18 protein-coding genes and 1 pseudogene are annotated in these 21,374 nt (G+C 48.1%); 3 read left to right on the forward strand and 16 right to left on the reverse strand.

Annotation, left to right across the window (positions count from 1 at the left end; all coding sequences use genetic code 11):
- Positions 1 to 42 precede the first annotated feature (42 nt).
- On the reverse strand, positions 43 to 639 hold the full coding sequence (locus C5I45_RS17950; protein WP_025853789.1) for a DUF1989 domain-containing protein: 597 nt from the start codon (positions 637 to 639) through the stop codon (positions 43 to 45).
- A 124-nt stretch (positions 640 to 763) separates the two neighbouring features.
- On the opposite strand from C5I45_RS17950, the gene C5I45_RS17955 reads away from it, so the two are divergent.
- Positions 764 to 2,092, forward strand: a complete 1,329-nt coding sequence (locus tag C5I45_RS17955) for an amino acid permease (RefSeq protein WP_032857841.1) — start codon at positions 764 to 766, stop codon at positions 2,090 to 2,092.
- Position 2,093: 1 nt separating this feature from the next.
- On the opposite strand, the gene C5I45_RS17960 is transcribed toward C5I45_RS17955, so the two are convergent.
- From C5I45_RS17960 to C5I45_RS17970, 3 genes are all read right to left on the reverse strand, one after another.
- A complete protein-coding gene (locus C5I45_RS17960; RefSeq protein ID WP_044053432.1) occupies positions 2,094 to 2,855 on the reverse strand; it encodes a YqcI/YcgG family protein in 762 nt (253 codons plus the stop codon).
- 64 nt (positions 2,856 to 2,919) lie between these two features.
- Positions 2,920 to 3,549: a LysE family translocator gene (locus C5I45_RS17965; RefSeq protein ID WP_003156625.1), complete on the reverse strand. Its 630-nt coding sequence runs from the start codon at positions 3,547 to 3,549 to the stop codon at positions 2,920 to 2,922.
- A gap of 63 nt (positions 3,550 to 3,612) precedes the next feature.
- Positions 3,613 to 4,074, reverse strand: coding sequence for a MarR family transcriptional regulator (locus C5I45_RS17970; RefSeq protein WP_003156626.1), 462 nt, complete (start codon positions 4,072 to 4,074; stop codon positions 3,613 to 3,615).
- A 113-nt stretch (positions 4,075 to 4,187) separates the two neighbouring features.
- Between C5I45_RS17970 and C5I45_RS17975 the strand changes: the two genes are divergently transcribed.
- Positions 4,188 to 5,720 carry an MDR family MFS transporter gene (locus tag C5I45_RS17975; RefSeq protein WP_003156627.1) on the forward strand — a complete coding sequence of 511 codons (1,533 nt, stop codon included), beginning with the start codon at positions 4,188 to 4,190 and terminating at the stop codon, positions 5,718 to 5,720.
- A gap of 41 nt (positions 5,721 to 5,761) precedes the next feature.
- On the opposite strand, the gene C5I45_RS17980 is transcribed toward C5I45_RS17975, so the two are convergent.
- The 4 genes and pseudogenes from C5I45_RS17980 to C5I45_RS18000 all read right to left on the reverse strand — a co-directional run bounded on the left by C5I45_RS17980 (position 5,762) and on the right by C5I45_RS18000 (position 11,188).
- Positions 5,762 to 6,715, reverse strand: coding sequence for an L-lactate dehydrogenase (locus C5I45_RS17980; RefSeq protein ID WP_107994552.1), 954 nt, complete (start codon positions 6,713 to 6,715; stop codon positions 5,762 to 5,764).
- Between the two features lie 260 nt (positions 6,716 to 6,975).
- Positions 6,976 to 8,945, reverse strand: a pseudogene (amyE, locus tag C5I45_RS17990) (alpha-amylase).
- Between the two features lie 229 nt (positions 8,946 to 9,174).
- The gene (locus C5I45_RS17995) at positions 9,175 to 9,663 is read right to left on the reverse strand and encodes a DUF6773 family protein (RefSeq protein ID WP_063174913.1); all 489 of its coding nucleotides are present in this window, start codon (positions 9,661 to 9,663) and stop codon (positions 9,175 to 9,177) included.
- A 91-nt stretch (positions 9,664 to 9,754) separates the two neighbouring features.
- Positions 9,755 to 11,188: a YfcC family protein gene (locus C5I45_RS18000; RefSeq protein WP_003156632.1), complete on the reverse strand. Its 1,434-nt coding sequence runs from the start codon at positions 11,186 to 11,188 to the stop codon at positions 9,755 to 9,757.
- A gap of 133 nt (positions 11,189 to 11,321) precedes the next feature.
- Here C5I45_RS18000 and C5I45_RS18005 point away from each other — a divergent pair, with 133 nt between their 5' ends.
- Complete coding sequence (locus C5I45_RS18005; RefSeq protein WP_015388731.1) at positions 11,322 to 12,443, forward strand: M20 peptidase aminoacylase family protein; 1,122 nt, start codon at positions 11,322 to 11,324, stop codon at positions 12,441 to 12,443.
- Positions 12,444 to 12,478: 35 nt separating this feature from the next.
- Here C5I45_RS18005 and C5I45_RS18010 read toward each other — a convergent pair whose 3' ends face one another.
- From C5I45_RS18010 to C5I45_RS18045, 8 genes are all read right to left on the reverse strand, one after another.
- Positions 12,479 to 13,360 (reverse strand): glycine betaine ABC transporter substrate-binding protein, encoded by an 882-nt coding sequence (locus C5I45_RS18010; protein WP_003156637.1) that lies wholly within the window; start codon positions 13,358 to 13,360, stop codon positions 12,479 to 12,481.
- Positions 13,360 to 14,208, reverse strand: coding sequence for a glycine/proline betaine ABC transporter permease subunit OpuAB (gene opuAB, locus C5I45_RS18015; protein WP_003156639.1), 849 nt, complete (start codon positions 14,206 to 14,208; stop codon positions 13,360 to 13,362). Before opuAB ends, C5I45_RS18010 begins: the two co-directional genes overlap by 1 nt.
- Positions 14,209 to 15,465, reverse strand: a complete 1,257-nt coding sequence (gene opuAA, locus C5I45_RS18020) for a glycine/proline betaine ABC transporter ATP-binding protein OpuAA (RefSeq protein WP_003156640.1) — start codon at positions 15,463 to 15,465, stop codon at positions 14,209 to 14,211.
- A gap of 381 nt (positions 15,466 to 15,846) precedes the next feature.
- Positions 15,847 to 17,049 carry an MFS transporter gene (locus C5I45_RS18025; RefSeq protein ID WP_003156641.1) on the reverse strand — a complete coding sequence of 401 codons (1,203 nt, stop codon included), beginning with the start codon at positions 17,047 to 17,049 and terminating at the stop codon, positions 15,847 to 15,849.
- A gap of 114 nt (positions 17,050 to 17,163) precedes the next feature.
- The gene (locus tag C5I45_RS18030; RefSeq protein WP_025853795.1) at positions 17,164 to 18,252 is read right to left on the reverse strand and encodes a toxic anion resistance protein; all 1,089 of its coding nucleotides are present in this window, start codon (positions 18,250 to 18,252) and stop codon (positions 17,164 to 17,166) included.
- A gap of 6 nt (positions 18,253 to 18,258) precedes the next feature.
- Positions 18,259 to 19,881, reverse strand: a complete 1,623-nt coding sequence (locus C5I45_RS18035; protein WP_025853796.1) for a YceG family protein — start codon at positions 19,879 to 19,881, stop codon at positions 18,259 to 18,261.
- A gap of 72 nt (positions 19,882 to 19,953) precedes the next feature.
- Positions 19,954 to 20,727, reverse strand: coding sequence for a TerC family protein (locus tag C5I45_RS18040; RefSeq protein WP_003156644.1), 774 nt, complete (start codon positions 20,725 to 20,727; stop codon positions 19,954 to 19,956).
- Positions 20,728 to 20,765: 38 nt separating this feature from the next.
- The gene (locus tag C5I45_RS18045) at positions 20,766 to 21,344 is read right to left on the reverse strand and encodes a TerD family protein (RefSeq protein WP_003156645.1); all 579 of its coding nucleotides are present in this window, start codon (positions 21,342 to 21,344) and stop codon (positions 20,766 to 20,768) included.
- Between the last annotated feature and the right edge of the window lie 30 nt (positions 21,345 to 21,374).

Below are 21,374 nucleotides of genomic sequence, written 5' to 3' on the forward strand. Positions count from 1 at the left end.
ATAGCACAGGTGCAGTTTTTAAGTGAACCAAATACACCGGGATCAGCTGATTTCCACCCGCAGCGCCGTGATGCTGTCTCCGTTGCATTTTCCTTTTTCAATCGGACAGGATGAAAACGCGACGACGAGATCCATTTCCGCACGGAGCCGTACATAATCACCCGCGTCAGAAAGAGGGGTTTCGACTGATAAGTTCCCCTTCTCATCGAGCACCGTGTTCATAAAGATGGCAAATGGGTAATGCATATGCGGCCGCGGCACCCCGAACGGTTCAAGCGCCCCGCTCATATTGTCATAGCACGTATCCTGGAGCTCGTCTTTATGCTTTCCGTATAAAAGCCTGTTCATATCCGGACGGCAGGCGGGAAGCAGCAGGTCATGCTTGCCGACTGTATCCTCAATCAGCGTCAGCATCGGCTTGTATAAATTCGAATAAATATGTTCACCCGTTTTTACATGAATGGACTGGTTGGCATCAATCGTCGCGCCCTGATCAAGATGTTCATAAAAGTCCTTGGCATGATACGCCGTAAAATCAGCCACCTGCTGCCCTTCCACATCGACTACTTTTATAATCTGCCCTTTGTGAACCCTCAGGCCTAGCCCTTTTTTCGGCGGTACGATAAATTGCTGTGTCATCAGACTGCTCCTTTTTTTCTTCTATTATGAACTCCGGCCGTTTGTTTCATGTAAAGCAATTTATTGGATGTATATTCCCCTTCTGACGGCCGCAATCTAAGCTTTGATAAAGGGGTTGAACTTCATGAGTAAATCACAGGACCAGCCTAAAGGGAATCTCGCTTGGTGGCAGCTCTCCTTAATCGGCGTCGGCTGCACAATCGGGACGGGCTTTTTTCTCGGGTCCAGCATCGCTATTGTCAAAAGCGGATATTCCGCGCTGATCTCATTTCTTATTGCCGGGCTTGGCACCTATTTTGTCTTTGAGCAGCTCGCGAAGCTCTCCGCCAAACAGCCCGAAAAGGGGTCTTTTTGCGCTTATGCGAGAAAGGCTTTCGGCACTTGGGCCGGTTTCAGCAACGGATGGGTGTACTGGTCGTCCGAGATGCTGATCACGGGAAGCCAGCTGACAGCGATCTCGCTGTTTACGAAGCATTGGTTTCCGAATGTGCCGCTGTGGATTTTCGCCTCCATCTATGCGGTGCTCGGTCTTTTGATTATATTTACGGGGCTGTCCGTTTTTCAAAAAACGGAAAATGTGCTCGCTGTTGTCAAGACGGCGGCGATTTTTATGTTTATCGTGATCGCCATATTGGCGCTGTGCGGTATATTTTCTCATAAACCGGATGTGCAGGTGCCGAACGAATCAAAGGATTTGTTCCCGCACGGAGCGATGGGGCTATGGACGGGACTGATTTATGCGTTTTACGCCTTCGGAGGAATTGAAGTCTTGGGGCTGATGACCGTGCATTTGAAAAAGCCGGAGGAAGCCTCAAAATCAGGCCGGCTGATGCTTGCCGTTCTTGCGGTGATTTACGTCATTTCTCTCGGCCTGGCGCTGCTGTTAGTGCCGCTGGGCAAATTCACCGAACAGGACAGCCCGTTTATTACATCGCTGAAGGGTTTTCATTTAGATATCATTCTTGATATTTTTAACGGGATTTTTATTATTGCGGGATTTTCCACGCTCGTCGCCTCGCTGTTTGCCGTGACGACATTGCTTTGTACGATGGCAGATGACGGAGATGCGCCGAAATGCTTCAGATTAAAGGAAAACAAAAAAATCTGCTGGCCTGCGCTCGGATTGACGTTTGCCGGACTCATCGTCTCCATCATCCTGTCATTGGTGCTGCCGAAAAACATATATGAACACATGACAACCGCGGCGGGACTGATGCTTCTTTATACGTGGCTGTTCATTTTGTTCTCGGGCAAGAAACTGCTCGAAACGACAAAGATGGGAACCGTACAGATTGTTATCGCCCTTGTGCTGATTGTCGCGGCCGTCTCCGGGACGCTGTTTGAGAAATCGAGCCGGCCCGGTTTTCTGGTCAGCCTTTGTTTTCTCGCCGTCATTGCGATCGTGACATGGATCGTACAAAAAAAGCAGGGACACAGCCCTGCCGGATCATAGCTTATTTCGTCGGTTTAAACAGTCTCTTCAAATAAGAAAAGGGACACTTTGACACTTGCGTCTCATCATCACGGAGGAAATATTGCTTCCATTCTAAATTGTCTTTTCCTCCGTACCACCCCAATCGGGGATGAAGAGGGGCTTCATCATACGCCTCTAAGCGTTTTCTGATCAGCCGGCTCATGTTTCGTCCGAACGCGGTTGAATCATTTAATCCTTCGAAAACCCATCTCGGCTGAAACGCCAGCATAAAAAACGGGAAGCTTCTGCTTTGTCTCGCTTCATGCGCAGGCGTCGCGCACAGAATAAAATACGGTTCGCCGTCAAAGCAGAACTCCCATTTATAATGTTCAGGGTCTTCCGGCATGTCTTCCGGCCAGTCTTTCGGGTCGCAGCCGCTCAGCCGGTTTAAAAAAGACCAGAACAGCTCTTCATACGCCTCAACGGAATAATGCTCAGCTAAATCCTCAGGCGTATCAAAAATCACAAGCAGCGACGCGTATTTTCCGGTATTCCTTGAGATCTTTCCGTACTCGGACAGCAGCATCCCCACTTCCTCCGGGGTTCCCTCTTCGCGGGGATCACCCGCAAAGGATATCCGGAGCTGATCTGTCAAAAATCCCTGACGTCCCGGAATGCACGGAAACGCGTCCGCTTTATCGCCTACTTTTTCTGATAGAAGCTCAAAAGCGATTCTCTGCCAATTTGGCAGATCCAATAACTTTTCCTCAAGGCAACTTTTTGTGTACAGCCCGCTTGCCATCGGCCCACCTCCAGTATCGTCATGATACGTTATGACGGAGATAGGCGATGGGTGACTCTTCTATTTATGAGATGAGCATTTGAATCCCCTGCCATCCGAAATAAAACCCGAAAACGATCAAAGACACACCCGCCGCTCCCGTCAGCCAGCGGAGCGCTGTTTCATGAAGGAGATTTCTGAAAGTGCTCGCGGCGACCGCCATGCAGAAATCCCAGATCAAAATGCCGAGAAGAATGCCGGAGCTGTAAATCAAAAGCTGATTTGCATCGAAGGATTCAGCGGTTTTGGCGAGAATGCTCCCATATATGCCGAGCCAGAATAAAATGCTCAGCGGATTGGAAAGAGAAATAAAAAACCCCGCGCCGAAAGTTTTGTAAAAAGCCGGTTTTCCTTTTCCGCTTCTGACATTCATGGCTTCCCTTATATTTTTTAACGTTTCGACTCCCGTGTAGGTCAGCACGAAAAAACCGAAGAGCCACAAAAACGTTTTTACAAAAGGAGCGGTCAAAAATTGAGACAGCCCGAAATAGATCAAAATCATATACAGCCCGTCCGCGGCCATGGCGCCGAGACCGAAAATCCATGCATGCCAAAAGCCGTTTTTGATGCCTTTGTCAATTTGCGCCGCATTGACCGGGCCGACAGGTGCTGACAATGACAGCCCGAGAACGATGTAGCTTAAAAAGATGTTCATTGGCTTCCCCCTCATTCATGCAACTTGTACAAGTTATTCATGAATGGGCCGTGCTATGATACATTATTTTAATTTCTCAAGCTCGTCTTCCATCATGTCCGTCGCTTTTCCTAAAAAATCGAATATCAGCCGCAGTTCTTCTTCTTTATATTGCCGGCAAAGGCTGATCGTGGACTGGGATAAGGAGCTGAATAATTGCTTCACATTCGCTTTTCCGGCTGTCAGCGGCACGATGATCACCCGCCGTTTGTCTTCGGGGTCTTTTTTCCTCATGACATATCCCGCTTTTTCGAGCCGGTCAATGAGCGCCGTTACCGAACCTGTGCTGAGGCCGGTTTTTTTCCCGAGCTCGCCTGCGGTCATCGGGCCTGCTTCATTTAAGATATCAGCTGATTTCAAATCGGTCGGAAACAGACCGAGAGATTGAGCGGCCGCCTGATGAAACAGGATCGTCCTTGTGGCCATCTTCCGGAATAACTGTATGGCGGTTTCCTCCGTCTCGCTTCTGGTATTTCTTGTTGACAACTGACAGGCCTCCCTATAAAATCAATTTATCTTGACGATCAAGATAATTTTCGGCAAATCTAATATGATCATAGCAAATTTAATGATCAAAAGTAAGTATGGGAGGAAAAAGCATGGAACAAACAGCCGCGAAGGACGCCTCGACGAAGTTTGTCGTCATCGGTCTTTTGCTGGGCATTTTAATGTCGGCTATGGATAATACAATCGTTGCCACTGCGATGGGAAATATCGTGGCGGACCTCGGAAGTTTCGATAAGTTCGCGTGGGTGACAGCATCATACATGGTAGCCGTTATGGCCGGTATGCCGATTTACGGAAAACTGTCCGATATGTACGGACGCAAGCGTTTCTTTTTATTCGGTCTTATTCTTTTCTTAATCGGATCTGCATTATGCGGGATCGCCCAAACAATGGATCAGCTCATTATTTACCGCGTCATTCAGGGAATCGGCGGAGGCGCGCTGATGCCGATCGCCTTCACGATCATTTTTGATTTATTTCCGCCGGAAAAACGCGGAAAAATGTCGGGCATGTTCGGTGCCGTTTTCGGACTGTCCAGCGTTCTCGGGCCGCTTTTAGGCGCGCTCATTACCGACTCCATCAGCTGGCACTGGGTGTTTTACATCAACGTGCCGATCGGTATTTTATCATTGTTTTTCATTCTTCGTTATTATAAAGAATCCCTTGAACACAAGAAACAGAAAATCGACTGGGCCGGCGCGATTACGCTGGTGGTTTCCATTGTCGGTCTGATGTTCGCTCTTGAGCTCGGCGGAAAAACGTATGATTGGAACTCCGTTCAGATCATCGGTCTGTTCGCTGTGTTCGCCGTGTTCTTTATCGCCTTTTTTATCGTGGAAAGAAAAGCGGAAGAACCGATTATCTCATTTTGGATGTTTAAAAACCGTTTATTTGCCACGGCACAGATTCTGGCGTTCCTTTACGGAGCCACATTTGTGATTTTAGCGGTGTTTATCCCGATCTTCGTTCAGGCTGTGTACGGCAGCACCGCGACGAGCGCGGGCTTTATTTTGACACCGATGATGATCGGTTCTGTTATCGGAAGTATGATCGGCGGAATTTTCCAGACGAAAGTGCGGTTCCGCAATTTAATGCTGATTTCCGTGGTCGCTTTCTTTATCGGAATGCTGCTGCTTTCCAATATGACACCGGATACGGCGCGTACGATGCTGACGGTATTCATGCTGATCTCAGGATTCGGCGTCGGCTTCAACTTCTCACTGCTGCCGGCTGCGTCCATGAACGATCTGGAGCCGCGTTACCGCGGAAGCGCCAACTCAACAAACTCGTTTTTGAGATCATTCGGTATGACGCTCGGTGTGACGATTTTCGGGACCATCCAGACGAATGTGTTTACCAACAAGCTCACAGATTCATTCAGCGGCATGAAAGGAGCGGGCGGCGCGATGCAGAACATCGGAAATCCGCAGGAGATTTTCCAGGCCGGCACGCGCGCCCATATTCCGCCGCACATTCTGGATCGCATTATTGACGCCATGTCGCAAAGCATCACATATGTATTCACGCTTGCGCTGGCGCCGATCGTCATTGCGGCCGTTACCATTTTGTTTATGGGAAAAGCGAGAGTAAAAACCTCTCAGGAAATGGCGAAAAAAGCGAATTAAAAAAAGCAGTACATGGAATTTGCCATGTACTGCTTTTTTGTTTACTCCGCGAAATGCGGAGCGAGAATGTCTTTCAGCACGTTTGCGCTATGGTTGAATTGACGCTGTTCTGTTTCATTCAGCTCAAGTTCCGTCACACCGGCGATGCCGTTCCGATTGACGACAGCCGGAATGCCGATAAAGACGTCGTTTACACCGTATTGGCCGTCCAGATATGTGCTGACGGTTAAAATGCTGTTTTCATTACGCAAAATCGCTTTTGTGATGCGGGCGAGGCTCATCGCCACTCCGTAATATGTCGCGCCTTTTTTCTCAATAATATGATAGGCGGCGTTTTTCACATCGTCCACGATCTGATCCAGCTCGTCCTGTTTGTAAGCTGCATTTTTCTCCAGCAATTGCTGCACCGGCACTCCGCCGATATTGGCGTGACTCCATACAGGAAGCTCGGTATCGCCGTGCTCGCCGATAATGTGGGCGTGTACGTTTTGCGGAGCGGCGCCGAAATATTCACTCAGCATATAACGGAATCGCGCAGAATCCAGTGTCGTGCCGCTGCCGATGACGCGTTCTTTCGGCAGACCGCTGAATGTCCATGTCGCATAAGTGAGAATGTCGACCGGGTTTGTGGCAACGAGGAAGATGCCGTCAAATCCGCTTGCCATTACATCACCGACAACGCCTTTGAAAATGGCGAGATTTTTTTCGACCAGCTCAAGTCTCGTTTCGCCCGGTTTTTGATTGGCTCCGGCACAGATGCACACGATATCGGCATCCTTGCAATCTTCATATGTTCCGTAAGACGTTTTCACCGGATGAGGTGCAAATGCCTTTCCGTGATTTAAATCCATGACATCACCCATGGCTTTTTCTCTATTTACATCAATGATCACAAGCTCATCTGTGATCCCTTGGTTAATTAACGCAAATGCATAACTGCTTCCAACAAAACCTGCTCCGATTAATGCTACTTTGTTCACTCGTTCGTTCATCATGTATGCTCATCCTCCAGTGTTTCGTGGTGTCTGTTTTTAACTTGTGAAGTATTTCACATTTATATTGTGCAATACTTCACAAACTTTCGCAAGAGAAAAGTTTGATTTTTGGACAAAAAATATCGATGATGGTTTCCAGATTGTTGACAACATCCTAAAACGGAACCGTTTTAGGATGTTGTATCTTTTCAGCGTGATTGAAGACGTGCTGTCCCTTTCCTAACCGAAGCAAGGGTTTGATGTGATGATAGCCCTATCCATTAATGCGGAAGATAACCGTTTAAACCGGAGTTGTTATACAAACCATTCTGCACATAATCAAATCCGGGCTGGTTCTGCCCGGGCACTTGGGCGCTGCCATTGTTAAAAATCACTTTGGCATTGGCCGTATCCGCATTCGCAGGCAGCGTCAGCGTGTAAATTCCATTTGCATTCTTAGTCATTGCTTTCCCCGGCCACGATCCGGTTAATTCTATGGCCCTGCCTCCATCATGTTTGTAAATATAAGCATTTACCTGGCCCCAATGATCCGGATTTTGATAGCCAATGATGTTGGTTTGGGCCGGGTCTTTTTTGACAAACGTGTATTCTTGAGTTCTCTCTGCACCCTCGCCGTTCGTTCCGGTTAACCTGATGTTGTATGTCGTGCCGATTGGATCTCCTTTCCCGATCGTTAATCGGTCTCCATCCTTAAATGCTGTCTGCTGCCCATTATTGATTTGGTAAACGGCTTTTGTTGTTTTCGCATTTGCACGCAGGGTGACCGTCAGCTGATCATTGAAAGAATGGACTGCCCCCGTTTGGTAATTCTCAAGAAAGACCTGAGGCGCATTTCCAAATAAAGAACAGCCGCGGATCTGGCATTGATCGTACCTGTCAGTTTGCCGTTCGCTACTTGAAATGAACCGGCGCCGGCCCTATTATCATACCTGCCGTCAGGCAATTTCGTTGAAGTATTGACGGTGACAGAAGACGATCCCGCATTAGCCAGCACAACGCCTTTTGAGCCGCGCTGATTCATAAATATTTGATTGTTCCCATTCGGATTCGAGAGTTCCTCAGGCTGCCCGGCCATTACATTGTGAAATTGATTGACCGCAGTGATCGCCTGATCTTTAAATAAGGCGCTCCCGCGATCTCCTATTTGACTTTTTCCGGGAAATCGCACCCCATTTCCTCCGCCCTCAGGTCTGGAAAAGAAAAGAGGCGTGCTTCCTGAGCGGGAACCAATCACTGCCCAGCCTAAACGAATATCGTCATCACTCATCCATGTGGACTCTTCCTCATCATTGGCATACGTATCATGTGATTCCACCCATGTGACCAACTTGTCCGCAGACACGTCAGATGCATAATGGGAGATATTCGACACACTCAGATTACGGTTCTTTAAAGCGGATCTGATGGAATGCCCATAGTTAGAAGCCGTCACATTCATATAATTCGCATAAGCAGTATCTCTGGACGCGCTGTCTTGCAGGATTTCTCCGTATTGGAACTCCGCCGATGTATTTGTGATATTCGGCCAAAATCGGCTGCCGTAATTCCCATCATCCGGAAGCTCTATATGCTTGGCGGCATCATAGCGGAACCCGTCCGCTCCGTCATTCAATGCTCTTTCCAAGAAACCTTTCAGATAGGTTTGCACCTCAGTATTCTGTGTATTCCAATCATACAGCCCAAGCAATGAATTTTGAGTGACGTCCCACCTGTCCGACCAATTTTTAATTTGTGTGTTTCCATGGGTCCAGTTTGGAATACGCTTAATCTCGTCAGAAATCGCGGCGTAATCGCTGGTGGTATGATTGATAACCGCATCAACAATGACTTTTACGCCATATTTTTCCGCGGCTGCACACATGTCCTTAAATTCTTGTTCAGTGCCTAAGTAACGGTTGCCGATTTGGTACGATGTCGGCTGATACAGCCAGTACCAGTTCCTCATGCTTTTATCTCCTTGGTTCCCTTCCTTTACTTGGTTAATCGGAGACGTCTGAATGGCTGCATAGCCCGCATCACGAATCTCTTTCATATTTTGTGTTAACGTATTGAACGACCAATTCCAGGCATGAAGGATGGTCCCGTTTTTGACCGATGACGCGGCCACCTCATTCGATTTGTTTGCAGTTTCAGCGTTTGCAGCCGCCGGGCCTGACAAAACCAAATGAAACAGCAATAAAAATCCGGCGAATAACGGCAGTAAAGAGGTTTTGAATCGTTTTTCAAACATTTTTGACACTCCTTATTTCATTTTTGAAGACTGACTGCGGAGTCAAAAATTCCTCTTACTCTTTCTTCAGCTCCTTTCAACTGTTGTGAAGACTGGAGAATTATGTTAACGCTTACATTTCAACTTATCACACTCTCTCTATCAAAGCAACGCGGCAGAGTGAATTCAAATCTATATTCCTATCAATTAAAAAGACTTCCCGCTTTCAAACAAAAAAAGAAACCACCTGTCAAGATGATTTCTTTTTTATTTCTTTTATCGCTCTTCTGTAAGACAGCTTCACAATGACATACCGAAGCAAAAACAGAATGCCTCCGCAGACGATAAAAAGAAAGATCATTTTCAGCCAAGCAAAGAATGTATGGGGAACCCCCCTGTCGTACATCGTAAGCGCCGCCACCGCAAAAGTGACCGCAATTGAATCTATCCGCTGCTGCTTCACCCGCTTTTTCAGTTCTTCTTTGGTGTCTATTCTCGGCATGAGCATTCCCGACGCTCCCGCCCTGATGCAATAATAAACAATTATAATGAAGAAAACCGCCAAGCTTCCGGCCCATTCCCTAAACGGACAGTTCAGAACAAGTCCGCGTACGATGATGTCAAGCAAAGACAGTGTGCCCACAAGCATTCCGACTTCTGACCAAATCATTCGTTCTTTCTCTTTCACACTCTCACTCTTTCCATTCACGTTTGAAAGTCTGTTCCGACGCTGATTCATGACTTCCTCCCGTACTATTAAGAATGGCTTACAACTCCCATTATATCTTGCCGATTCATAATGATAAACCGAAATATCATTGACAAAAATGTTAATAAGGACCCCAATTGATCAGGACGCCTATGCAGATAAACACAAGGCCGATGACAAACCAAATCAGCGCCAGCGGAATCATGAAGCGAAGCCACTTTACGTACGGAATGCCGCTGGCAGCCAGTACGGCCATCAGAACGCCGGAAGTCGGATTGACACAGTTTACGACGCCTTCCCCAAGCATGACCGCTTCAACCGCGACCTGTCTCGTGATGCCCATCAGATCGGCAAGCGGCGCCAAAATCGGAATAAATACGACCGCCTCCCCTGAGCCCGATGATATCAGAAAATGAAGCAGGGCGCTGGAAATATACATTCCGATTGCGCCTGCCATCGGGCTGAAACCGTGCAGCAGTGACGCAAGTCCATTGACTACCGTATCAAGCAGCTTTCCGTGTTCCAGAATAACGGAAATGCTTCTCGCCATTCCGACGATCAGCGCGCCGTAAACGAGGCCCTGACAGCCTGTAATAAACGTTTTTGCGATATCATTTGCCGCCATTCCCGCAATCAGGCCTGACACGATTGAGATAAAAATGAACACGGCGGCCATCTCTGAATCAGACCAGCCAAGAGTAAGCGCGCCGTATAAAAAGCCGGCAAGCGACAAAGCCGCGACAGCCAGAATCAATTTATGGCGGACGGTAAACGGGACTGGCTTGTCCTCCGGATCTGAAGCCTGCGGGATTGAACCTGCCGCCGGAAACCAATCGTTCCCCAGCAGACTGGCGTCCTTTGCTTTTCTGAGCCTTCTCGTATACCGATAAATATATAAAATAGATGATAGCAGAAAACAAATGTAGACGGCAATCCGCAGGCCGATGCCGGAAAACAGCGGCAGCTCCGCGATGCTTTGTGATAACCCGAGCGGTGAAGGTGATAAAATCGTCGCGTTAAACCCGGCATAACAGCCGATATAAATGACGGCCGCTCCGGCCACGGCGTCCCATTTCAGCGAACGGGCGACGATCAGGCCGATCGGAATAAAACCGATCACGGAATTAACGACGATGCCGGTTGTGCCGAGGATCGAAAATAGAGATCCGACAATTGCAATAAACAGCAGCTGTTTGGTGCGGAACGTACTGATGACATTACTGATCAATCCATTGATGGCGCCCGTTTTCTCCAAAATCGCAATGGTGCCGCCCGTAAACAGGATTAAAAAAATAATCGGCGCGGAACTTGTCATCCCTTCCTGAATCGCGGTAAAAAAAGCGATCGGGCTGACAGGAGACTGGTCTAAAGAATGATAACTTCCCGGGACGGCGGACGTCACACTGCCCTTTGTCACCCTGTCAAATTCCCCCGCGGGAACGATGTATGATGCTATCGCGCATAGTAAAGCGACAATGAACAGCAGCACATAAGCATCAGGCATCACAAACAATTTTTTCTTTTTCAATACAGGTTCGGCCTTCGGCACAGCCATAACATCACCATCCCGCTTTGAATTTATAAACTATTCAGAAAATACAGATATGTGCTATATTATATACAGACCGATTGCCTGTTTTCAATATCAAAAATAAAAAACAGACAGCTTTTGAAGGAGGACTTACGGCATGAACAGACTCACAGAGCATGAAAAGCAAGTCATTATGGACATTTTTGACCACCTGCACGCCAACCCCGAAGTAAGCTGGAAAGAATATCAAACAACTGAATATCTGACTGAAAAACTGAAAGAGGCCGGCTGCCGAATCCGTACGTTTGATGATTGCACCGGTGTTGTCGGCGAAATCGGAGAAGGCTCGCCCGTTGTGGCTGTCCGGGCGGATATTGACGCGCTGTGGCAGGAAGTGGACGGTGTCTTTCAGGCGAACCATTCATGCGGACATGATTCACATATGACGATGGCGCTCGGCACGATGATGCTTTTAAAGAGTCAGCCGAAGCTTCCGAAGGGCACCATCCGCTTTATTTTTCAGCCGGCTGAAGAAAAAGGCGGCGGAGCGCTGAAAATGATTGAAAAAGGCGTACTGGATGATGTTGACTTCTTATACGGCGTGCACGTGCGCCCCGTACAGGAAACGGCAAACGGCCGATGCGCACCGTCCATTCTGCATGGCTCAAGCCGGCATATAGAAGGCCTGATTATCGGAGAAGAAGCCCACGGCGCGAGACCGCATCTCGGGCTTAACAGTATCGAAATCGCCGCTCTTCTCGTCCAAAAACTCAGCTTCATTCATCTTGATCCCGGCATCCCGCATTCCGTGAAGATGACAAAGCTTCAGGCAGGCGGAGAAAGTTCCAATATCATTCCGGGAAAAGCATCGTTCAGCCTTGATCTCCGCGCACAAACCAATGCCGCCATGGAGAAATTAACCGCCGAAACCGAAAGAGCCTGTGAGGCGGCGGCTGCCGCATTCGGCGCAAAAATCGAACTGCAAAAAGAACACAGCCTCCCGGCAGCCGAGCGAAACAAGGAGGCGGAAGCCATCATGACATCTGCGATCAGCAGCATTCTCGGAGAAGAACATGTGGATGAACCTCTTGTGACAACCGGAGGAGAGGATTTTCACTTTTACGGGTTAAAGGTGCCGAACTTGAAAACGACGATGCTCGGCCTAGGATGCGGTCTGGAGCCTGGACTTCACCATCCCCAAATGACATTTGACCGAAGCGCCATCTTTACTGGCGCTGAGATATTAACGGCCGCCGTCCTCAAATCGTTTGAAGCATAAAAAAAAGCAGCCCGTTACAGGGCTGCTTTTTTTCATTACTTCTTCAGATCTTCAATTGAATTGACGTTTTTCATGTACTGAGGAACGACCAGACCCATCTTGACGCCTGTCAGACTCGTTCCTACATCTTCATATTTGCCTTTATATTTAGACGCATATGCCTTATGGGTATTCGGAAGCCAAGCAGACAATGACGCATCCGCGCTGCCTGTCGCAATCGCAGTCCACATCGGTCCTGCCTCCACTTGCGTCAGCTTCACGTCATAGCCGAGGTCTTGAAATACTTTTCCGATTACATTCGTACTTGCGATTTCACTGTCCCATGCCACATAAGCCAGGTTGATTTTATCCCCTTTGACTTTATGGGCGCCTTTTGTCCATTGAGCCACTTGGTCTTTATGTTTTTTCACATATTCAGCTGCGGCTTTGGCCGGCTTTTCGCCTTCCTCAACGGCAATCATGACTTCTCCCATATCGTCCTGCGTCCATTTGAACTGGCTGAGAACTTTGGCCGCGTTAGGCTGTTCCTTACTGAAGCCGGTTCTTGTAATCGTATGAATCTGCTCGGCAGTTCCGTACGTTTTTTTCGGATCATCAAGGAACTTCAGCTTGTATCTGGAGAACATCCAGTGCGGCGTCCAGCCCGTTACGATGATCGGCTTTTTCCGGTCATATGATTTCTTCAATGTCGCCGTCATGGCGGCACTTGACGCCGTGATGACATTCCAGTCTTTCAATCCGTAATCCTTCACGGCCTCATCCGTCAGGGCCATGATCCCCGATCCCGGATCGATACCGATAATGGTTTTGTTCACCTGGTCCGCAGCCGTTGCCTTATCATCAGTCTGCGAACCGCAGGCAGCCAAAGAAAGAGCCAGCGCAGCGGTAACGCCGACACCGATGATTTTCTTAAGCATCAGGCATTCCCCCTGCTCTTCTTCTTCACTTTAATGTTTTGCGTGATACGGTCGAGTGTAATCGCTACGATAACGATCGCGATACCCGCTTCCACTCCGACACCGGTTTTCAACTGTGTCACGGCGCTGTATACTTCAGAACCGAGGCCCGGCGCACCGACCATGGCCGCGATAACGACCATTGACAAAGCAAGCATGATGCTTTGGTTAATACCGGCAAGAATTGTTTTTGTGGCAAGCGGAAGCTGCACCTTGAACAGACGCTGAGACGTCGTTGAACCGAATGCTTCCGTCGCTTCAATCAGATCAGCCGGAACCTGTTTAATACCGAGAACTGTCATGCGGATCGTCGGAGGCATCGCGAAAATAACAGATGCCACAACGCCTGGCACAACCCCGATATTAAAGAAGAAAATTGCAGGCAGCAGGTATACGAAAGCCGGCATGGTCTGCATTAAATCCAGAATCGGTGTGACAATGCGGCGGACTGTTTCTTTCTGAGACGCCCATATGCCGATCGGAACCCCGATAATAATGGAAATCAAAACAGATGTGACGACAAGCGCCAACGTTTGCAGCATCGGCGACCAATAACCCAAATAATCAATAACAAGGAATCCGATTAACGTAAAGAGTGCAATTCCTCTCGTACTGATCCACCAAGCGAGAGCTGCAAAAATAACAGTCAATAAAATAGACGGGATGAAACCCAAACCGCTCACAATCGCGTTTACGAAAGCGGCCAAACCGTTTGAGATTCCGTCAAAGAAACCTCCGAACGTCATGGTAAGCCAGTCAACAAACCGGTCAACGATATCTGCTAACGGAATTCTAGGCAATCTGTCCATTTACTTCACCCCCTGAACAGAAGAATCCTGAGCTTGTTCAGCAGAATCTTCAACATTTATATAATCGTTATTTCCTGAAAGCGCGCCGATTAATGCGCCTTTTACGACAATGCCTTTCATGCGGTCCTTATCGTCCGTGACGGCGATCGGAATATTCGCATCAGACACGACATCGAAAATTTCCGTCAAGTATGTGCTTTCATGCACAGTCGTAAATTCAGTATTTAAAATATCCTGAAGCGATAAGTCGGATTCCACCGCTTTTTTCGCATCCGCCGCGTGAATGACGCCGAGAAGCTGTTTCTGTTTATCAACGGCGTAAATAGAAGAAATACCGAGATTCTTCATGAGCTGCAGCGCTACACGAGGCCCTTTGTCAATCCGCACGGTTTCAGCGCGCTTCATGATGTGGCCCGCTGTCAGAACTTTGGATAAGTCAACGTCCTCAACGAATTTCTCAACGTATTCATTGGACGGGCTCATCAGAATTTCTTCAGGCGTCCCGATCTGAACGATGTTACCGTCTTTCATCAGCACGATTCTGTCGCCGATGCGCAATGCTTCATCAAGATCATGCGTGATGAAGATGATCGTCTTGCCGACAGAGTCATGAAGGTCTAAAAGCTCATCCTGCATGTCTTTGCGGATCAGCGGATCAAGCGCACTGAAAGCTTCATCCATCAGAAGAATGTCAGGATCATTCGTCAATGCGCGGGCAAGTCCGACACGCTGCTGCATTCCTCCGCTGAGCTGATCTGGGAATTGGTGTTCAAAGCCTTCAAGACCGACAAGTTTAAGCGAATCAAGCGCTTTTTGCTCACGCTCTTTTTTGTCGACGCCTTGGAGTTCCAACCCGTATTCCGTATTTTCAAGAATCGTTCTGTGCGGAAACAGCGCAAATTTTTGAAAGACCATGCTGATTTTTTTCCGGCGCACTTCCCGGAGCTGGTCTTTTGACATATTTGTTATCATGTCACCATCAATATAAATATTCCCGGCAGTCGGTTCAATAAGCCGGTTTAACAGCCGAACTAAAGTTGATTTACCGCTCCCCGATAGACCCATGATGACAAATATCTCCCCATCATATACATCAAAGTTTGCTTGATTGACACCAACGGTTGATCCGGTCGCTTTCAGGATCTCTTTTTTGTTTTTTCCGCTGGACAGCATCTGAATGGCTTTTTTTGTCTGTTTTCCGAAAACCTTAGATACATTTTCGACTTTTATCTTAATTGGTTTCTCATCCAAATTCATATTTTCCCTCCATAATAAGCAATCTTTAATACCGTAACACGTTTGTAATAAGTCAAACAAACATCATAATCCCGTTTATTTTGTATCATTACTTTAAAAACATCCCTGTGTCTTATTTTCCTCTGGTATGCTTCTAAATACTCTCTAATCCTCCTTATTGAGGATAAATTATAAAGGAAATCGGGCTTTTATCAGGCTTGAGAACGTTTCCATCGAATGTGCTGCAAACTGATTTCCTATCCTTTTTTTACAAATACAAGAATTTTTTTGCGACATTGTCCCGGAAAAAGAAGTTTTCGCCTCCTGAAAATAAGGGATTTTAAGGAAAAATATAGGTCTGCCAACAGACAGCTCACTAAAAAAAGCACCCCAAAAGGGTGCTCATTGCGCAAGCTCTGTCTGTTTCGTTTCTTTTCCGAGAATAATAATGGTGATGACGGCAATCAGGATGGCCGCACAAAAGACAGCGAAAATAGCTGTAAACGAAACGTTCCGTGCTGCAAGCGATCCGACGAGAAGCGGACCGAAAATGCCGCCGATTCTGCCGACGGCCGCGGTTGTTCCGGAACCGGTCGCGCGGATCGCCGCAGGGTACTGCTCCGGTGTATAGGCGTAAAGCACGCCCCATGCGCCGAGATTGAAAAAGGACAGCAGCATGCCGGCCGTGAGCAGCATGGCCAATGAATCCGCGGCACCGAAGAAATAAGCGCTGCCCGCCGTTCCGAGCAAATAGATGACTAAGATGGTCTTCCGCCCCGCTTTTTCGATCAGCCACGCCGCTGAGAAATATCCGGGAAGCTGGGCAAGCGTCATCAGAAGGACGTATTCGAAGCTCTCAATCATGCTGTAGCCTTTCATCAGCATCACGCTCGGCAGCCATAAAAACATGCCGTAATAAGAAAAGACGACGCAGAACCAAACGACAGACAGCAGCACCGTCGGCCGGATATACGGTTTCGTCCAGACACTTCCCGCCTGCCCGCGTATGCTTTTTTTCTGCGTCAATGCCTGATGCGCCGGTGATTCCGGAAGGCTTTTCCGCAAGTACAGCGCATAAAACGCGGCCAGCGCCGTTAAGAGCAGTGCGGCCTGCCAGCCGAATGACGGTATGACAAAGTAGGAAATCACCGCCGCAAGAAGCCAGCCCGCTGCCCAAAAGCTCTCAAGCAGCACGATGATCCGTCCCCGCTTTTCGGGAGCGGACGCTTCTGACACGAGCGTCGAGGCGACAGGCAGTTCCCCGCCAAGCCCCATTCCGATCAGAAAACGCAATATGAGAAAAACCGTCAATCCCGTTGCGAAAGCGGATATGCCGCTTCCGACAGAAAAGAATAACAGCGTGATCATAAACACTTTTTTCCGGCCGATCCTGTCGGCCAGCATTCCGAATACAAAGGCGCCCGCTGCCATACCGATGGAATTGACGCTTCCGATCCATTTCATTTGATCGGGTGTTAAATTCCAATCAGTGTGAAGCGCGGCGATAATAAACGATAAAATTCCGACATCCATCGCATCAAACAGCCAGCCCATTCCGGCAATCGCCAGAAGTTTTCGCGGAGTGACGGCAGGTTGTTTGTTCATAAGCAGCACCTCAAATCGAAAATGATTACCGTATAAGTTTACACCTGTCTTTACACATTGTCATTATCTTTTTCACAAAAAAATCCCGCTTGCCGTAAGCAAGCGGGGTGTGTGTTAATTCTTTAAGACTGCGTTTTTAATATTATCCTGAAGCTGTTGAATCCGTTTCGCTCCGTCTTCTCTGATACGTCTGTTCTCTTCCTCGATCTGTTTCGTTTCCTGCATACCGCTGACAATCGTATTCCAAGACGTTTCAATCGTCTCAATGTCAATGCTCGGACGGCCTGCCATACGGGCAATCTCCACGCTTTGGTTTGAAATATTTTCAGCGTTGCGCTTCAGCATTTCATTCGTGCGGCGGTCCAGCTCGCTCATTGAATCAGCCACAAGCTTTTGCCGTTTGACTGTGACAGCCTGAATGATGCCGTTTTTGAAAATCGGAATCGTAATGACGAAAGCGGAATTGATTTTTCCGATGAGCTTCGTATTTCCGCGCTGAAGGAGGCGGATCTGCGGCGCTGTCTGCAGCGCCACCATCCGCGCCATATCTAAATCATAGACACGTTCCTCAAGCGCCTGAAACCCGTCACGCAGCGTATCAAGCTGCATTTGCGCAAGCTGGTTTCCGCCGGCCGCTTTTTCTTCATAAGAAGGAATGAGCGCCTGCATTTCCTCAAGCTTCATCTGCCCGGCGACAACATATTTTTCAAGCTCCATGTAGTAGTTAATGTTGTTTTCATACATCTCTTCAAGCGTATGGTTCGTCTTTGCCATTTCATCTTTGTATTTCGAAATTTCGACGTGGATTTTTTCAATTTCTCCGCCCAAGGTGCGGTACTTTTGAAAAATCTTTTCAATCATGCTGTTGCCGCGTTTGAACATTTTAGCGAGAAATCCTTTTGGTTCATCGAAATCATTTTTGTCGAAACGGTCCATGATTTTTCCGAGCTGCGTCAGCATTGTGCCTGAATCCGTGACACTTGTTGTTTTCATCATATTTAAGATGCGGTCGGAGAACTTCGAGATTTCAACTGCCGGTTCTTTTCCGTACTCAAGCAGCTCCATTTGGTTTTTCACGTCAATCTGCTGCGAAATGCGCTGCACCTCAGGGTCTTGGCGCAGCTGCGCCCTGATGTCATCTGCTTTTTGTTCAGAAATCTCTTCATTTTTATCAAGAACAAGCGGATTTTGATTTTCTGTCATATTTATTTACTCTCCCTGCTTTTGCGTAATGGTTCTAAACAGCTTTCTTACGAGTGACGGCTCCTTATATTCCTGCCGAAACACCATGTCCTCCAGCCAATGGACATCAAATTGGCTTTCTTCAATATAATGCTCAATGTCCTGATGGCCCGGCGGATTATACAAGATGATATCGACGCCGAATTTATTTAAAAACAAAAGAGCGGCGGCATCAGAACGTGTGAGTTCGCCATTTTGTTCCGTATGATATAAAACGAGTTTCGGAACGGTTTGGGCGTAATCAAACGTCTGAATCAATTGCAGCAGCGAAGCGGGCAGATTCGTCGCCTGGCGGAACAAATAGATTGCGGCATCCCTTGACTGCTCCCCGGGCAAAGCCTTCAGCCCTGGGTTTCTGCACATGTCAGAAATCACATTGGCGATGGCGCTCTGCACACCTGAAGGCAGATGCTTGTACTGCCAGATGTTGCTTCTTTTCAGCCTGTCCGCGTCAATCTCTCCTTTTTCATTTAAAACCTGACTGTAGTGATACTGGTAGTTGGCTTTCAGCTCTTCCGTAAACGGAAAACTGCGGATCATGTGTGTCTCCTGATAGTCCGCGGCGGTATGGAGTCTGTTCCAATATTCTTTCGTATCTTTGGAAACCCCCATCACTTTAGCAAAAAGGTTCGGAACGGCCACCCGCTCCCTGTCCGCTTTAAATTGCGGCCGGATAAACGCCCGCTCCTTCGCAATGAGAAATAACTCATCATACGTCGTTTTTAAGGTCACGGACTGCGGGGTGTGCTCCCTGAACTGCCAAGGCTTATACATCATGGATTCCTCATGGTTCAGCACATGCTCAATTTCTTTCGTTGACCGGTAGGCCGTCGTGGACGTTCTGTCCGGCTTTTCTTTCGGAAAAGGCTCAAGACCGCCTGTCGCGGGGAGCTTTATCACAAAGCTGAGCTCCTCATCCGGATCAATCAAGCTGAACGGATCTTCCGCAGCCGGATGAAACAATAGGACATCACAGCCGATCAGCATGAGATAATAGAGAAAATAGAGCTGGCTTTTGGTCGCGTCTCCATACCACACCACCTTCGGCATCTCACGCTCTATATCGGCTTGTTCGAGCCATGGATTCAGGTGGTTCAGCGAAAACTTTGACACATCCAAGAGCACACGCCGGAAATCGGGATGATTCAGCCCGTTTTCATGCCGGTCCGCAAAGGTTTCCAAAAGCGTCATAAACGCGGTCCTCAGTCGGCGGTGCATAAGCGGATCAGCGTGTTTGGCAAGCAGCCTGCCCCCATCGAGAAACGCGACAAACCTGGAAACCGAAAGCCCTTTCTCTTTTTGATTGACCGAATGAATGTGCTGCAGCGCCTGAAACGTTTCCGGCGCGATGGTCTTATCCAGCGTCTCGCTCAACACATGGATGTTTTCATGAGAAGACAGCTCGAAAAGCTTACTGTAATACTCCGTCTCATCATAAGGAGTGCCCAAAATCCGGACGGCAAGCCGGGTAAACGCCAGCCCGTTTTCCCGCTCGTAACCGGGACGTTCCGGCAGCGGCCGCATCAGAAACGTTTCCCAGTCATCGTTTTCCGGCTCGGCCTTTCGGATCACCAATTCTTCCTGCTTCATCATTTTCCTCCTTTCTCTTCATGATAATCGGTACAAAAAAGGAAGGAAATGAACTCTCCCTCCTTTTTTGTTTTATTCTTCTTTAGATGCAGCCGTCTGCTCCTGAACCTGCTTTTGTTTGTTGAAATAGTGGATAATAAACGTGACCACAAATGCAGCGATGATGATTCCGAAGAACACCACGTGCGGCATTTCATAATCAAAGGCGCTCGCCGCCATTTTCACGGCGATAATCCCGATCAGCACAAAAGCCGTGTTTTCAAGCTCAGGGATTTTATCAATTAACACAAGGAATACTTTTGCGACTGTACGCATCATGAGAATGCCGAGCATACCGCCGATCAAGAGCACCCACACTTTTTCCGATACCGCAAACGCGGCTAAAATGCTGTCAACAGAGAAGGCCAGATCCATTAACTCAACTGAAACGACAGTGGCCCAGAAAATTCCGAACGTACGGACCATCCATGAATTTTTCTTCATGCCTTCCGTATCGTCATCACCTTCTCCGATCCAGAAATGCTTAATGACGAGCCAAGCCAGGTACAGCGCGCCGAGCACTTTGATCCACCAGAACTTAATGAGCAGCATCCCGATTCCGATAAAGATAAAACGGAAAATATATGCCCCGAACAATCCGTATGTTAATGCTTTCTTCCGCTGTTTTTCAGGCAGATGCCTTACCATAACCGCAAGCACTAACGCATTGTCGGCCGACAGCAGCCCCTCCAGCAGAACCAAGGAACCGATCAGCCCCCATGATACAGGGTCAGTCAGCACCTCGCCCCACATTTTCCAATCAAAAAAGGAAGCGTAGGTCGACATAATATGATGTAGAAAATCCAAGTTTTTTCCTCCTATTTAGTAAAACGGTAATTTCCTGCTTACACCTGCAAGCCGTAATTCCGGCAAAGTGATGCCAGACCGCCGGAAAACCCGCTGCCGATGGCGTTAAACTTCCATTCAGCCCCATGGCGGTAAAGCTCACAAACGACAACCGCCGTTTCAATCGAGAAGTCTTCCCCTAAATCGAAACGAAGCAGTTCATTCTGGCTGTTTTCATCGACGACGCGCACGAACGCGTTCGAAACTTGTCCGAAATTTTGGCCGCGCGCTTCCGCATCATGAATCGTGACGGTGATGCCGATCTTTTCAATATTTGCGGGTATTTTTGAGAAATCGACGATAATTTGTTCATCGTCTCCCTCTCCCTCGCCCGTCCGGTTGTCTCCCGTATGGATGACGCCGCCGCTCGGGTGTTCCAGGTTATTGTAGAAAACAAAATCAAGATCATTTACACAGTTGTCATGGGCATCGACAAGAAAAGCCGACGCGTCAAGGTCAAAGTCATGCCCTCCGGAGTACTTGTTCGTATCCCAGCCTAAGCCGATCACCGCTTTTGTAAGACCGGGGTTCGTTTTTGTCAGATCAACACGCTGTCCTTTCGCCAATTGAATAGCCATGTGCCGTCTCTCCCTTCTGTGCTTGATATG

Origin of the sequence: Bacillus sp. ZY-1-1 (genome assembly GCF_003047165.1) — a bacterium.
Taxonomy (GTDB): domain Bacteria; phylum Bacillota; class Bacilli; order Bacillales; family Bacillaceae; genus Bacillus; species Bacillus velezensis.